Below are 15,496 nucleotides of genomic sequence, written 5' to 3'. Positions count from 1 at the left end.
TCAGTGGGGTAGTCATGACAACGCCAAAGACAAGAATTGTCATTATTGGTGGGGGCGCTGGTGGTTTAGAGCTGGCAACGCGTTTAGGGCACAAATTGGGGCGTAAGCAAAAAGCCGAAATTACTTTGGTGGATCGCAACAACAGCCATTTATGGAAACCATTATTACATGAAGTAGCAACGGGCTCTCTTGACGATGGCGTCGATGCATTGAGCTATTTAGCTCATGCCAGTAACCATCATTTTCACTTCCAGTTAGGCACGCTCACGAATATCGATCGTGATGGAAAGAAAATCACTCTGGCGGAAATCCGTGATGAAAGCAATGATTTGCTGGTAGCGGAGCGAGAGCTGACTTACGATATTCTTGTTATGGCATTGGGTAGCCAGTCGAATGATTTCGGTACGGCAGGTGTAAGGGAAAACTGCATTTTCCTCGATAATCCACAGCAGGCACATCGTTTCCACAATGAAATGCTGAATTTGTTTCTGAAATATTCTGCCAACCAATGCACGGAAGAAAAAGTCAACATCGCGATTGTTGGCGGTGGTGCAACTGGCGTAGAACTTTCGGCAGAACTGTACAATGCTGTTAAGCAGTTTAATAGCTATGGTTTTGAAAGTTTGAATTCAGACGCGCTGAATGTCACTCTGGTTGAAGCGGGTGAGCGTATTCTTCCTGCATTGCCTCCACGGATTTCCAGTGCGGCACATCAGGAATTGACCAAACTCGGTGTCAAGGTGTTGACCAAGACTATGGTGACCAGCGCAGATGAGCATGGCCTGAATACCAAAGACGGAGAGCTGATCAAGGCTTCCCTGATGGTATGGGCAGCAGGAATTAAAGCGCCTGACTTTATGAAAGACATTGGTGGGCTGGAAACAAACCGCATTAACCAGTTGGTTGTGAAGCCAACGTTGCAGACGACGTTGGATGCTTATGTTTTCGCCATTGGTGATTGTGCATCATGCCCGAAAAAAGAGGGTGGATTTGTTCCTCCTCGTGCTCAGTCTGCTCACCAAATGGCGAGTCGTTGCTATGATAATATTCTGGCTTTATTGAATGAAAAGCCATTGAAAGAATATGTTTATAAAGATCATGGTTCATTGGTTTCATTATCTAAGTTCAGTACAGTTGGTAGCCTGATGGGCAACTTGATGCGCGGGTCAATGATGGTAGAAGGCCGTATTGCACGTGTGGTTTATATCTCGTTGTATCGTATGCATCAGGTAGCACTGCATGGATATATAAAAACAGGTTTGATGATGCTGGTTGGTGGAATCAATCGTGTTATTCGTCCGCGGTTGAAATTGCACTAATTTACTGAAAAATGGCTCATCTGAATTTAATTAACACAGATGAGCCATTTATTTACCTGTTATATTTATTATTACACCTATCATAATTATTCTTATCTAATTTAATTCTGAATTATTTATTATAATCAACAAGCGTATTTTATTAAAAGAGCATAAATTTAATGATTTTATTATATTAAATTAATGAAATAGGATTTTTCTTAAATAATAAATTGAACGCATTTTTAGTTCTCCTAAATATTAAGAGGGCATGCTTCAATGAAAATGTGTATAAAATTATTAATATATCAAGGTGCTATGTGGGTAATTTAAAGATAAGACAGTATGGAATAGGCTCTATAATTGCTATTGCTGCCATTGGCACTGCCGCAACACTTTATTTTGAATCCCCACAACCCAAAGTTGCGCAAGTATTATCTTCAGAGCCTATCAGAATAACGGTTCCTGCTCCTCATCACTATTGCCATGAGGCAGTATTCGTCATTCCTATTAGATCAGAAGATATAACAGGAGGGGTCTTTACGGGATATGAATACCGTATATTGACTCTTTTTGACAATTTAAAAGCAAGCAGAGAATATCTTGCATTCAACCATTCAGCATTAAAAAACTGTCTGATGGTTTATGTGAGGGAGCACCGCACCGTTGGGTATGATGTTGTTTATACTATTGGGGATAACCCTGGAAAAGTGCGAGTGACGTACAAACCGGAGCAAACCATTCCGTTAAATGAAAAAGGGCAATTAATTCTCCAGCCATATTTGTAGCTATACTTTTTTCAGAAGATGATTGCACTATTTCGCTTGGAACTGTATCGGCGAAACAGTGCAATCGTTGTGTTATATCTGATGCTGAACGAAGGCTTCTAATAATTGCTGGATGAAAGACAAACGTGTAGATCTCTCGGTTAAATCAGTAATAAATTTCAGTTTCGAGGGGCCATCCAGCCGATAAATGTTAGGCTGTGTCTGCAATAAACCGATCAGATAATTTGGGTCGACTTTATTGTTATCACTAAACTCGATAAAGCCACCTTTCTCATGCGCTTCAATGCGCTTGATACCCAAACTCTGCGCGGTCAGACGAATTGAGGCAGATTGCAATAACTGGCGACCCGGATCAGGCAGTAAACCAAATCGGTCAATCAATTCAACTTTCAGTTCAGCTAGTTCAGCATCATTGTGGGCGCTGGCAATGCGCTTATAGAAAGACAGGCGCATATTCACGTCAGGGATATAATCATCAGGCAAAAATACCGGCATACGCAGTTCAATCTCGGTCTGGCTGCTGGTGAGATCTTCAAGTGATGGTTCACGTCCGTTTTTCAGTGCATCAATGGCACTTTCCAGCAGTTCCATGTAGAGTGTAAAACCGACGCTGGCCATCTGACCACTTTGGTCTTCACCTAACAATTCACCAGCCCCCCTGATCTCCAGATCATGAGTGGCGAGTGCAAACCCTGCGCCTAAGTCCTCAAGGGATGCAATGGCCTCCAGGCGCTTTTGGGCGTCGGTAGTCATGGCTTTTGGATTTGGAGTCAGCAGATAAGCATATGCCTGATGATGGGAACGCCCGACACGCCCGCGTAACTGGTGTAACTGAGCCAATCCAAAGTGATCAGCGCGTTCAATGATAATCGTATTGGCACTGGGGATATCAATTCCGGTTTCAATAATGGTGGTACATACCAGTACATTAAAACGTTGGTGATGGAAATCTGCCATGACCCGTTCCAGATCACGTTCACGCATCTGTCCATGGCCGACGACGATTCTGGCTTCAGGAACTAATTCTTCCAGCCGATTTTTGGCCTTCTCAATATTTTCGACATCATTATAGAGGTAATAAACCTGACCACCACGCAAAATCTCCCGCAGGATGGATTCACGAACGACTAAACTGTCATACTCACGTACAAAGGTTTTGACCGCCAGACGCCGGGCAGGTGGCGTGGCGATGATCGACAGATCACGCATACCACTCATTGCCATATTAAGCGTGCGGGGAATGGGCGTCGCGGTTAGAGTCAGGACGTCGACATCAGCACGAATGGCTTTGATACGTTCTTTGTGGCGAACCCCAAAACGGTGTTCTTCATCGACAATCAATAAACCAATATCTTTCCAGCACAGATCATTTTGTAGAAGTTTATGGGTACCGATGATGATATCGACTTTGCCTTCAGCGGCCATATCAATAACCTGCTGTTGTTCTTTTGCACTGCGAAAGCGTGACAGTACTTCAAGATGCACAGGCCAGTTTGCAAAGCGATCCCGGAAATTATCATAATGCTGCTGTGCCAACAGGGTTGTCGGCACGAGAACGGCTACCTGTTTGTTATTAGTGATGGCCATAAAAGCGGCGCGCATCGCGACTTCGGTTTTCCCAAATCCAACATCACCACACACTAACCGATCCATGGCAACGGGTTGGCACATATCATCCAGTACCGCATTGATCGCTTGTTCTTGATCCGGTGTCGTATCAAACGGAAAACTTTGACAAAACAGTTGGTATTGCTCGGGATCCTGTGTGCAGGCAAAGCCCGGTTTAATGGCACGCTGCGCATACACATCCAGTAACTCAGCTGCGACATCACGTACTTTTTCAGCCGCTTTTTGACGGGCTTTATTCCATGCCTCTCCACCTAATTTGTGCAGTGGTGCGCTATCTTCAGCACCGCCAGCATAACGACTGATGAGATGCAGAGAGGAGACTGGCACATACAGTTTGTCTTCTCCGGCATAGGTCAGGATCAGATACTCTGCCTGAATGCCACCCGCCTCCAGCATCATCAACCCCTGATAACGGCCAACACCATGTTCAAGGTGAACAACGGGCTGACCGCGACGCAGTTCAGCAAGGTTGCGGATCAAAATATCAGTATTGATGGTACGTCGGCTATCTTGCCGGCGCCGGCTTACGCGCTCACCGAGCATGTCACTTTCGCAGATAAGTGCGAGTTTATTATCTTCATCAATGAAACCATGCTCTGCCGCTCCTACCATTAAGAAGCAGCCAGATTTATTGGCATCTATTAACTGTTTTATTTTTATCGGGCTAATTTTTATACGTGACAACAGCCCTTGTACGGTTTCCCGGCGCCCCTCACTTTCTACCGAGAAAATGATCCTGCCATTGAACTGTTCGATAAAACGGCGCACCTTATCCAAAGGTGTTTTGTGCTGTGCAGTAACCGATAAATCAGGGAGAGCCTGATAAGCAAGGTTGGTGTTTCCTGCCTTTTGAGGGAGTGCTTCATTTTTAACCTGAATGCGGGGCCAATTTTTTAATTCAGCGAATAATTTATCGACAGGTAGCCAAATCTGCTCAGGAGATAGTAATGGCCGCATTGGATCAATTTTTCGGCTTTCAAAGCGTTGTGCTGTATCCTGCCAAAAACGCTCTGCTGCACTGACTAAATCCTGTGTAATGAGCAGGGTATTTTCGGGTAGATAATTAAAAATCGCAGGCAGGGGCTGTTCAAAGAACAGGGGTTGCCAGTACTCAATGCCAGCCGGCAGCATTTTCTTGCTGACCTGCTGGTAGATATGCTCAGCATCGCGGCGAACTTCAAACTGCTCACGCCATTGGCTGCGGAATAATTCAATCGCCTCTTGATCAGTCGGGAATTCATGAGCTGGCAATAAATTGATTGTTTCCACTTCAACCAGTGTTCGCTGGCTATCTATATCGAAAGTACGCAGGCTATCGATTTCATCATCAAAAAAATCAATACGGTAAGGATGTTCACTTCCCATCGGGAACATATCAAACAAGGCGCCGCGTGTAGCAAATTCACCGTGTTCAAGTACTTGCTCAACACTACGATAACCGGACTGTTCCAGTTCTGTCCGCAGTTTATCCCGTGAAAGGCGCTGACCTTTGAACATAACCAAGGCATGTCTCTTGAGATATTCATGTGGACAAACACGCTGCATCAACGTATTGACGGGTAGGATCAGTGCACCTTTCGTCATGAACGGTAAGTGATAAAGCGTGGATAAGCGATTTGAGATGATTTCTTGATGGGGTGAAAAACTATCGTAAGGTAATGTTTCCCAATCTGACAGCATATTTATTGGTGCGTGGGTGAATTGCAGAATTTCATCACGCAATCGCAAAGCATTCTGCATATCTTGTGTCACCAGTAGCACTGGACCTGAGTGACGTTCAATAATTTCGGCACATTCGACTGCACAGGCGGCACCAGTCAAATGACCCAACTGGCGGATATCACCGCGACGTTCAGGAAGTTGATAACGGTATTTTGCGGACATAAGCGTTTGATGTGTTCTCTAAGGTTTAGTCCATTCCCAACACATTTTTGACCAAGTAGCCTTGCAACAAATACGCTGGCAGGTTGAGAGAAAGTAAAAAAACACAGAACCGGGGTATGAGTGGTTCCATACAGTACTGCTGCCCTTTATTATCACTGAACACTTTGCTTTGGCAACAGGAGAGTAATAGATTTCATGTTTATTGATTTTGGCAACAATATCTGGGCAGTACTTCCAGAGGAGTGCAAGTCAGATTGGATGACATCAGAAACTCTTGTTAATATTAGATTATGGCGATTTCAAGGCTACGCATCGGTGTAGCCTTTTTCTGTATCAAGCCAAAATTTTCGAGGGTTGAGTATAATAGCTGCTTTTTTTATTTTTCACTTGAAATTGACGATAATCAAATCTGAGCGAAACGATGATACTATGTGATAAGTAAGGCTGATGGGATAGATATTGGTTTTGTACATATTGGCATACATAACTAGAGATAAAATATGACATTTTTTCTTAACTCATTGTTTTTAAAAACATCATTTTGATACGGCGGATTTCATGTTTCAATCTGTCTCATTATTTATAGGATTGCGCTATATGCGCGGACGAGCGGTCGATAAATTCGGCCGTTTTGTCTCTTGGTTATCGGCCATTGGTATTACGCTGGGTGTGGCTGCACTTATTACTGTGTTGTCAGTCATGAATGGTTTTGAACGTTCATTGGAAAGCAGTATTTTGGGTTTTATGCCGCAGGCAATCATCACATCAGAAAAAGGCTCTATCAATCCTGATGAGCATCCGATGAATCAGCTTTCGGGTCTAAAAGGAGTTAACCGTATTACTCCGATTGTACAAAGCGATGTGGTGCTACAAAGTGCCCGTAATGTTGGTGTGGGAGTCATGTTGGGTATCACTCCTGATGAATATACGCCACTGGCGGCGCATGTTGCTGATACCGATCGTACTCAGTTACAACCCGGACGTTATTTCGTCATTTTGGGGGAGAAGTTGGCTATAAAGCTGGGTGTTAAACGAGGTGATCAGATCCGCGTTATCGTACCAAGTGCCAGCCAGCTTACGCCGATGGGTAGAATTCCCAGCCAGCGGTTATTCACGGTGATTGGAACATTTTTTGCCAATAGTGAAGTCGATGACACGGAAATGCTGGTCAATCAACAAGATGCGGTGCGCTTATTCCGTTATCCCATGGATAATATCACTGGTTGGCGTCTGTATCTCAATCAACCGCTGACGGTGGATGTATTAAGCCAGCAAACTTTACCGGAAGGATTAGTGTGGAAAGATTGGCGTGAACGCAAGGGCGAATTTTTTCAGGCGGTTCGGATGGAAAAAAATATGATGGGGTTATTGTTGAGCCTGATCATCGCAGTCGCTGCTTTTAACATCATCACTTCCCTCTCTTTATTGGTGATGGAAAAACAGGGTGAAATTGCCATCTTGCAGACGCAGGGACTAACCCGCCGTCAGGTAATGGCGATCTTCATGATCCAAGGGGGGAGTGCTGGCATCATTGGTGCTTTGTTGGGAACGGGGCTGGGTGTTCTGCTTTCCAGTCAGTTAAACAGTTTAATGCCTCTTGTTGGCCTGTTGACTGAAGGTATCCAATTACCTGTTGCGATTGATATTACCCAAGTGGTGCTTATTGCCACCAGTGCCATGTTGATCTCCCTATTATCGACTCTATATCCTTCCTGGCGCGCGGCTGCCATTCAACCTGCTGAGGCTTTACGTTATGAGTAATCAACCCTTATTGCTGTGTCATCATCTGTGCAAAAAATATCAGGAAGGGCAGGTTTCCACAGAAGTGTTAAAGAATGTCACTTTTTCCATACGGCAGAGAGAAATGATGGCAATTGTCGGCAGTTCGGGATCGGGTAAAAGTACACTTCTGCATTTGCTTGGCGGACTGGATTCGCCTACGTCCGGAGAAGTTCTTTTTAAAGGGCGATCATTGAATGAAATGTCTGCCTCTGTACGAGCCGAGTTACGCAACAGTGAAATCGGTTTTATTTACCAGTTCCATCATCTGTTGCCTGATTTCAGTGCGTTGGAAAATGTTGCTATGCCGTTATTGATTGGCAGTAAAAAGCGCAAGGCTTCACAAAAAGCGCTGGAAATGCTGGCGGCGGTTGGATTGGAAAAGCGGGCACACCATCGGCCTGCTGAACTGTCCGGCGGTGAGCGCCAGCGTGTCGCTATTGCCCGTGCATTGGTGAATGAACCATCACTGGTGCTGGCGGATGAACCAACAGGCAACCTCGACCAGCGTAATGCGGACAGCATCTTTGAAATTTTGCAGGAATTGAATCAACGCCAAGGGACTGCGTTTCTGGTGGTGACTCATGATCTGAAACTTGCTGGCCGATTGGCTCGTCAGGTCGAAATGCGCGATGGGTTTTTACAGGATGAGCTCGTTCTGGTGGGAGAGAGGTAATGGCGAATTTGCCTCTTGCATTATTTACCGCATTACGGTTTAGCCGAGGACGTCGTCGTGCAGGAATGGTTTCTCTGGTTTCTGTCATTTCGACATTAGGCATTATGCTTGGTGTTGCAGTGCTGATTATCGGCTTGAGTGCCATGAACGGTTTTGAACGAGAACTGAAAAACCGGGTGCTTTCTGTTGTACCACATGGGCAGATCTACACGGTAGAGCAGCCTTTTCAGCATTGGGAACAGGCACTTGAGCGAGTAAAACAGACAGTGGGTATTGTTGGTGCTTCCCCTTATATTGAATTTACCGGATTGATGGAGAAAGGCGAAAAACTCCACGCTGTACAGATACAAGGTGTTGAGCCGACCACCGAAGCTGATGTCAGTGCTTTGCCTCAATTTGTCGGTGATGATGCATGGAAAGCGTTTCATGCTGGCAAACATCAGGTGATCTTAGGGCAGGGTGTGGCGCATTCGCTGCATGTGAAACAAGGTGACTGGCTGACGGTCATGATCCCCAATAGTGATCCGAGTTTGAAACTTTTGCAGCCGAAACGCATTCGCCTACAGGTTGCTGGAATTTTCCAGTTAAGTGGCATGCTGGATCATCGTCTGGCTTTGGTTCCTTTATCTGATGCGCAACAATATCTGGATTATGGTCATGCTATTACGGGAATTGCCATCAAAGCTGATAATGTTTTTGCCGCAGAACAGCGGGTTTTGGATGCTGGCAAATCGACAGAAAAGTATGTCTATATCAGTACATGGATAAAGGACTACGGATATATGTACAACGATATCCAGATGGTGCGCGGCATCATGTACCTAGCAATGGTTCTGGTTATTGGAGTGGCTTGCTTTAATATTGTTTCAACACTGATTATGGCTGTGAAAGACAAAAGCAGTGATATTGCTATCTTGCGTACTCTGGGGGCTAAAGATGGTCATATCAGAGCGATTTTTTTATGGTATGGATTACTGACTGGCATGGTCGGCAGTGTTATTGGCACGATAGCTGGCATCTTCACATCGCTGAATCTGACGACTATTATCAAAGGGCTGGAAAAGCTGCTCGGTCATCAATTCCTTTCTGGTGATATCTATTTTATTGATTTTCTGCCGTCAGAATTACATGCTATGGATATTTTCTATGTCCTGTTAACGGCATTGATATTGAGTCTGTTGGCCAGTTGGTATCCGGCTCGTCGGGCCAGTAAACTTGATCCAGCACGGATTTTGAGCGGTCAATAATATGCCAAAGTATCAACAATCCTCTAAGCGCGCTATCGTGTCGGTTTAATCGATAGTGATTTAACGGGTAGGGTCCTAATCAGCAGAATAGACAATCTGAGCATGTTTTAAACAGAACAGAGCCGGGTGAAGGGAAGATTAGGGCAATGCTAAGGAAATAGTTTTATGCGTGTTCGTCATCGGTTTGGTAAGTTTTGCAAGGTTAAACGATTGCGGTGTCAGCGATTAAATAGAAAAAATTTTTACAGGGACATTCGATTGGCAAATAAAATAAAAAGGCCTCGTGTGGTCGTGCTGACGGGGGCGGGTATTTCCGCTGAGTCAGGCATTCGAACATTTCGCTCTTCTGATGGCCTGTGGGAAGAACATCGTGTTGAAGATGTTGCTACGCCAGAAGGTTTCCAACGTGATGCTGAATTAGTTCAGGCATTTTACAATGCGCGTCGAAAACAGCTCCAGCAGCCGGAAATTCAGCCTAATGCCGCGCACTATGCCTTGGTAGAGCTAGAACAGCAACTGGGTGATAATTTTCTGCTCGTGACACAAAATATCGATAACTTGCATGAACGAGCAGGAAGCCGTCGTGTTTTGCATATGCACGGTGAATTGTTGAAAGCTCGCTGTTGCCAGTCTGGTCAGATGATTGAATGGAAGACAGAATTGACAACCGAAGACCGCTGCCATTGTTGCCAGTTTCCATCTCCACTACGTCCCCATGTCGTATGGTTTGGTGAAATGCCATTGGGGATGGAGCAGATTTATTCTGCTTTAGCGGATGCTGATCTTTTTATTGCCATAGGGACGTCTGGTCACGTTTATCCTGCCGCAGGTTTTGTGCATGAAGCTAAGTTATCTGGCGCACTTACTATTGAGTTGAATCTGGAACCCAGCCAGGTCGAAAGCTTATTTGATGAAAAACACTATGGTCATGCCAGTAAAATTGTCACGCAATATGTTCAGTCATTACTTCAGCAAATGAAGACAGATAAAAGCTGATTTGACACAATATGTATACTGTTCCTCTTCTCCATAATGAAAATAGATGATTCAGGGAGAGGAGAAGGTGGACAGATTATTAGAGCGTTTTACTGAACTGACAGCTATCCGTGAAAACAATTCATTATTTGACCTATAGAAAATCCATCTGCATAGCAGATGGATTTTCTACTCATAGATTAATCATTAAAATACCAGTAACCGCTATTGACCAACGCAGCTAGCAGGCTGATAAAACGAACATCATCAATGGCATCACCCAGAATACCCGCATCCACTCGATCATGCTGACAAAGCGCATCAGCGGCATGGATATGAGGAGTATCTATTAATTCGCCATTGACAAAACATTGATCACCAACTCGCAGGACGCGTAACCCACTTAAGCGATTCAAACTTTCACCTTGCTTCAGCAGTTCATAAATTTCATCGCTTTCATAAGGAGGTTCTGGTGGGGCAATGTCCAACTCATGGCGTGATTGGGAGATAAATTCGCCAAACCAATTTTGAAAAGTTGTTGGTTGTTCCAGCAGATCGCGCATCATTATTCGCAGAGTATCCAGTTCATTTGACTGAATTAGCGCTGGATTATCACGCAATGCCAGCTCTGGATCGCTATAACGATGGCTCCCCAATTCATTTGCCAGAATATAATCAGCAAAACCACTGAAGAGTTCACGGGCATTGGGTGCGCGGAAGCCTACGGAATAATTTAGTGAATCCTCGATAGCGTAGCCTTCGTGCGGGAATCCAGGGGGAATATAAAGAATATCCCCTGGCAACATTTCTTCATCAATGATTGCCTCAAAAGGATCAACCTGTAATAAATCAGGGTGAGGGCAATGCTGTTTCATTGGTATTTTTTCGCCTACACGCCAGCGACGGCGTCCCTGTCCCTGAATGATAAAGACATCATATTGGTCAAGGTGAGGACCGACACCACCGCCTGATACAGAGAAAGAGACCATCAGATCATCCATTCGCCAGTCGGACAGCATACGAAATGGTTTCATAAGGGCAGAAGAAGGAAGATGCCAGTGATTAACAGCTTGTACAAGTAATGACCAATCCTTTTCGCCTAAATGGTCATAAATTTCAAATGGACCATGTGAAACTTCCCAACGACCGTTTTTCTGACTGACCAAACGGCTATCGATTTCATTTTCCATCGCCAGTCCCGCCAGTTCATCGGGAGAAAGGGGATCGATAAATTGCTGGAAACCCTGCTTAATCAGCAGTGGCCGTTTTTGCCAATAGTTCTGCAAAAACGATTGCCAGTCCAGATTTAGCTGATAATCCATGGTGATATCCTGAGTGACAAGTGAATTTCAGGCCATTATAACGAATAGTCAATCACGATATCAGTTTTGGTTGAAATATTTCGAGCTCGCTCCCACTCAGTATTCACTGCTTTGCTGTGAGCGGAATACTACATTTACCCTAGCCCCCCCAAGTGGGCTATCTTCAACGCTGATGCTTCCGTCATATTGCATGACAATTTCAGCAGCAATTGACAGCCCTAATCCTTGACCAGAGCGTAATGTATCTGCACGTAGACCACGTTCGAAAATCATGTTACGTTTTTCTGGCGGTACACCTGGGCCATCATCATCGACAATAATAGTGACAGAATTATCTCCCATTAAGGCGGTGATTTCGACGAACTCCAGACAATATTTACAGGCATTCTCCAGAACATTTCCCATCACCTCCAAGAAGTCATTCTTTTCGCCTAACCAATTGATTTCGGAAGAAACATTCAGTGTAATATCGACGCCTTTGTACTGATAAACTTTTGTCAGTGCGATGATCAGTCTATCCAGCAAAATTGAGACGGAAGAAATCTGTCTCAAGAGTAGGTTATGATCGCTGTGCATATTGGCACGACGTAGGTAGTAGTCAACCAGTTGAGACATCCGGTTGATTTGCTCAAGCATGATTGGTTCAGCCTGTGTAATGGACATTTGTTTACCTGAGCGCAATGAAAGTAGGGTGGATTGCAACACGGCTAATGGGGTTTTTAGGCCATGTGACAAGTCAGAAAGTGTCGTGCGATATCGAGTATAACGTCGACGTTCATTGCTTAATAATGCATTCAGGTTTCTGACCAGACCTTTTAATTCGTTGGGAGGCTCTTCATCCAATTTTTCACGTTCACCTCTTTCCAGAGAGCTTATTTGGGTAATTACAAATTTAATTGGACGCAGACTCCAGTCGGCAGCAAGCCAGATTAATGGGATGATTAAAATCAGGTTGGCAAGCAATACATATCCAAACCATGCCCAGACTTTCACTGAACTCTGCATATCTTGTGGGATAGTATCAATAATAACAATTGTCATCGCAGGCAGCTTATCGGTCTTAGCATAAGAATTGACTGCTACAGAATAGGTTAATAACTCATTATTATCGCTCCAGTTGGTTTTGGTTGAATTGTCTGACTGAGTCGGTGTTTTAGGGTAGAGAAAACCTTCCTTATCTTTAAAAGAGATAGATAAGTCATGCAAGCCATCTTTTTTCAGCCATTCCCCAGGAATTTTTTTTTCCAATTCTGGCGTATAACTTTGGCGCCAGAGAATACGACCTTGATTGTCATAAATCAGAGCCAGAGAACGATTAGTCATGGATAAATTGGGGGGGATTTTAATAACCAGCTTGCTACCATCCCATTTAGCCAAAGTACTAAATAAATTACTTTGGCTACGGAGTATGGAATAAATTGTTTTATCAAAACTCACTAAATACCCAATAATGGCGACAAGGCCATATGACAGCGTCAGCGCAAGGATAATGGCCGACGTCGCCATGAGAAATCGAGTTCTCAGCGAGATATGCTTTTTCGAGAATTTAAATATCATGTTGTTTCACATCGAAACGATACCCCTGGCCTCGGACTGTAACAATGACTTCGTCTGACCACTCATTCGATATTTTTTTTCTTAAGCGTCCCATTAATACATCAATTGTATGACTTTCACGTAATTCAGCATCAGGGTATAACTGGCGCATCAGTGATTCTTTACTGACAACTTTGCCATTATTACGCATCAGCGTTTCAATAATCGTATATTCGAACGCAGTCAATTTGATACTGTTTTTATTAACTGAAAACTCTTTGCGAGAGAGATCAATTAAGAATGGCGATAATTCAACGAGTTGAGATGCTAGCCCACTATGACGTCGCATTAATGCCTGTATGCGCGCGTTAATCTCTTCCAAACGAAAAGGCTTGGTAACATAATCATCTGCTCCAGCATTCAGTACTGTGACCTTTTCTTGCCAGCTGTCATGAACTGTGAGGATTAAAATCGGTAAATTAACCTGATCGCTGCGCCAACGTCGTATCATGCTGAGGCCATCTTCTCCGGGTAACCCCAGATCGACGATAGCAATATCAGGATGATTTTCTTTCAGATAATAATCAGCTTCTTTGGTATTTTCAGCCGCATCAACCTGATGACCGAGTTCTCGGAGCTGTACTGTCAAATGATGGCGAAGTATCGCCTCATCTTCAATAATGAGTATACGCATAATGATTCCTTATACTAATCAGTAACGTTTACTAAGTAGATTTAAAATAGCTAAATAGTCAATTTCGTCAACAGGTATTAAATAAAATTATATATATCATTATTATGATTGAATTAAGTATAGTAACTATTTTGGACAAGCCGGAATATTAATGAAAGTGACTTTTAAAAACAAGGGATTAGAATTGATGGGAGTAGATGACTTTGCTTCTATTTATGTTTTATGTAATTTTGCGCATGTTTTTTTCCGGCATGGACAGGAAAATTTCCTGTCCATGGGGAGATATATGAAAAATTTTTATTTTAATTCATCGACTAGTGAAGTGGCATAGCCAATGTAGTTTGCTGGTGTCATGGATTTGAGACGAGATTTTTCCTCTTCGGGAAGCTCAAGGCCATCAATGAAGGTTTTCATACCTTCGGCATCAATACGTTTACCGCGTGTTAGTTCTTTCAATTTTTCATAGGGTTTTTCGATACCGTAACGGCGCATGACGGTTTGGATAGGTTCAGCCAGCACTTCCCAGTTCTGCTCCAGCTCATCCAACAGGTGCTGTTTGTTGATCTCCAATTTATTCAGCCCCTTCATGGTGGCTTGATAAGCAATCAGAGCGTAGCCCAGACCGACACCCAGATTGCGCAATACCGTTGAATCCGTCAGATCACGCTGCCAACGGGAAACGGGTAGTTTGCTGGCAAGATGCCCCAGAACCGCATTTGCCAATCCCAGATTTCCTTCAGAATTTTCAAAATCAATTGGATTGACTTTGTGTGGCATGGTAGAAGAGCCGATTTCACCCGCAACGGTTTTCTGTTTGAAATGATTCAGGGCAATATAACCCCAGGTATCACGATCAAAATCCAGTAGGATAGTGTTAAAACGTGCTACACAATCAAACAGTTCCGCAATGTAATCATGTGGCTCGATTTGAGTGGTATATGGATTCCACTGAATTCCCAGAGATGTGACGAATGATTCGCTGAACTGGTGCCAATTCACCTGCGGATAGGCAGACAGATGAGCATTGTAGTTGCCGACAGCTCCGTTGATTTTACCGAGGATCTCAATCTGTCCAAGCTGGCGGAATTGACGCTCCATACGATAAGCCACGTTAGCAAATTCTTTACCGACAGTAGAAGGGGTTGCGGGTTGTCCGTGTGTACGTGACAGCAAAGGCAAGTCACGGTAGTCGTGGGCCATACGCTTGATAGTGTCGATCAACTGACGCCACTGAGGCAGTAGAATCTCCTCACGGGCGGTTTTGAGCATCAATGCATGTGACAAATTATTGATGTCTTCTGATGTGCAGGCAAAATGAATAAATTCAGCGACTTGATGAAGAGCAGGAATGTGTGCCACTTTTTCTTTCAGAAAATACTCAACGGCCTTAACGTCATGATTGGTTGTGCGTTCAATTTCTTTGATGCGTAATGCGTCCTGTTCATTGAAATTTGCAACAATTTCATCCAGGTAAGCGTTTGCGTTTGCATCAAACGCAGGAACTTCTCTAATTTCTGTTGTGGCGGCCAGTTTTTGCAGCCAACGTACTTCAACCTGTACGCGGAATTTCAGTAAGCCGAACTCACTAAAAATAGCGCGCAGTGCGCTAACTTTGTCGCCGTAACGGCCATCAATTGGAGAAACAGCGGTCAGTGAGGATAATTCCAT

The 15,496-nt window shown here is 44.0% G+C and carries 11 protein-coding genes; 6 read left to right on the top strand and 5 right to left on the bottom strand.

All coding sequences use genetic code 11. The features are described from left to right. The first annotated feature begins 14 nt into the window (after positions 1-14). Positions 15-1,319, top strand: a complete 1,305-nt coding sequence (locus tag XBJ1_RS11995; protein ID WP_012989243.1) for an NAD(P)/FAD-dependent oxidoreductase — start codon at positions 15-17, stop codon at positions 1,317-1,319. Positions 1,320-1,618: 299 nt separating this feature from the next. Further along, the gene (gene umoD / locus XBJ1_RS11990; protein WP_012989242.1) at positions 1,619-2,086 is read left to right on the top strand and encodes a UmoD family flagellar biogenesis regulator; all 468 of its coding nucleotides are present in this window, start codon (positions 1,619-1,621) and stop codon (positions 2,084-2,086) included. A gap of 72 nt (positions 2,087-2,158) precedes the next feature. Here the strand turns inward: umoD and mfd are convergent, their stop codons facing one another. Beyond that, on the bottom strand, positions 2,159-5,599 hold the full coding sequence (gene mfd / locus XBJ1_RS11985; RefSeq protein ID WP_012989241.1) for a transcription-repair coupling factor: 3,441 nt from the start codon (positions 5,597-5,599) through the stop codon (positions 2,159-2,161). A 558-nt stretch (positions 5,600-6,157) separates the two neighbouring features. On the opposite strand from mfd, the gene lolC reads away from it, so the two are divergent. From lolC to cobB, 4 genes are all read left to right on the top strand, one after another. Then, the gene (lolC, locus tag XBJ1_RS11980) at positions 6,158-7,360 is read left to right on the top strand and encodes a lipoprotein-releasing ABC transporter permease subunit LolC (protein ID WP_038199024.1); all 1,203 of its coding nucleotides are present in this window, start codon (positions 6,158-6,160) and stop codon (positions 7,358-7,360) included. After that, positions 7,353-8,054: a lipoprotein-releasing ABC transporter ATP-binding protein LolD gene (gene lolD / locus XBJ1_RS11975; RefSeq protein ID WP_038199022.1), complete on the top strand. Its 702-nt coding sequence runs from the start codon at positions 7,353-7,355 to the stop codon at positions 8,052-8,054. Before lolC ends, lolD begins: the two co-directional genes overlap by 8 nt. After that, the gene (gene lolE, locus XBJ1_RS11970; RefSeq protein WP_012989237.1) at positions 8,054-9,301 is read left to right on the top strand and encodes a lipoprotein-releasing ABC transporter permease subunit LolE; all 1,248 of its coding nucleotides are present in this window, start codon (positions 8,054-8,056) and stop codon (positions 9,299-9,301) included. Before lolD ends, lolE begins: the two co-directional genes overlap by 1 nt. A gap of 165 nt (positions 9,302-9,466) precedes the next feature. Next, entirely contained in the window at positions 9,467-10,297 is an 831-nt protein-coding gene (gene cobB / locus XBJ1_RS11965) for a Sir2 family NAD+-dependent deacetylase (RefSeq protein ID WP_038199021.1), read from the top strand. A gap of 179 nt (positions 10,298-10,476) precedes the next feature. Here the strand turns inward: cobB and XBJ1_RS11960 are convergent, their stop codons facing one another. From XBJ1_RS11960 to purB, 4 genes are all read right to left on the bottom strand, one after another. After that, positions 10,477-11,598: a cupin domain-containing protein gene (locus XBJ1_RS11960; RefSeq protein ID WP_012989235.1), complete on the bottom strand. Its 1,122-nt coding sequence runs from the start codon at positions 11,596-11,598 to the stop codon at positions 10,477-10,479. Positions 11,599-11,694: 96 nt separating this feature from the next. Beyond that, the gene (gene phoQ / locus XBJ1_RS11955) at positions 11,695-13,155 is read right to left on the bottom strand and encodes a two-component system sensor histidine kinase PhoQ (RefSeq protein WP_038199020.1); all 1,461 of its coding nucleotides are present in this window, start codon (positions 13,153-13,155) and stop codon (positions 11,695-11,697) included. Beyond that, positions 13,145-13,828: a two-component system response regulator PhoP gene (gene phoP / locus XBJ1_RS11950; protein WP_012989233.1), complete on the bottom strand. Its 684-nt coding sequence runs from the start codon at positions 13,826-13,828 to the stop codon at positions 13,145-13,147. The genes phoQ and phoP overlap by 11 nt, the downstream gene beginning before the upstream one ends. Positions 13,829-14,125: 297 nt before the next feature. Continuing rightward, positions 14,126-15,496, bottom strand: coding sequence for an adenylosuccinate lyase (gene purB, locus XBJ1_RS11945; protein ID WP_012989231.1), 1,371 nt, complete (start codon positions 15,494-15,496; stop codon positions 14,126-14,128).

The organism is Xenorhabdus bovienii SS-2004, from assembly GCF_000027225.1.
Taxonomy (GTDB): Bacteria; Pseudomonadota; Gammaproteobacteria; order Enterobacterales; family Enterobacteriaceae; genus Xenorhabdus; species Xenorhabdus bovienii_C.
Note: the sequence above shows the minus strand (reverse complement) of the source record. Positions and strands in the feature narration are given on the sequence as shown.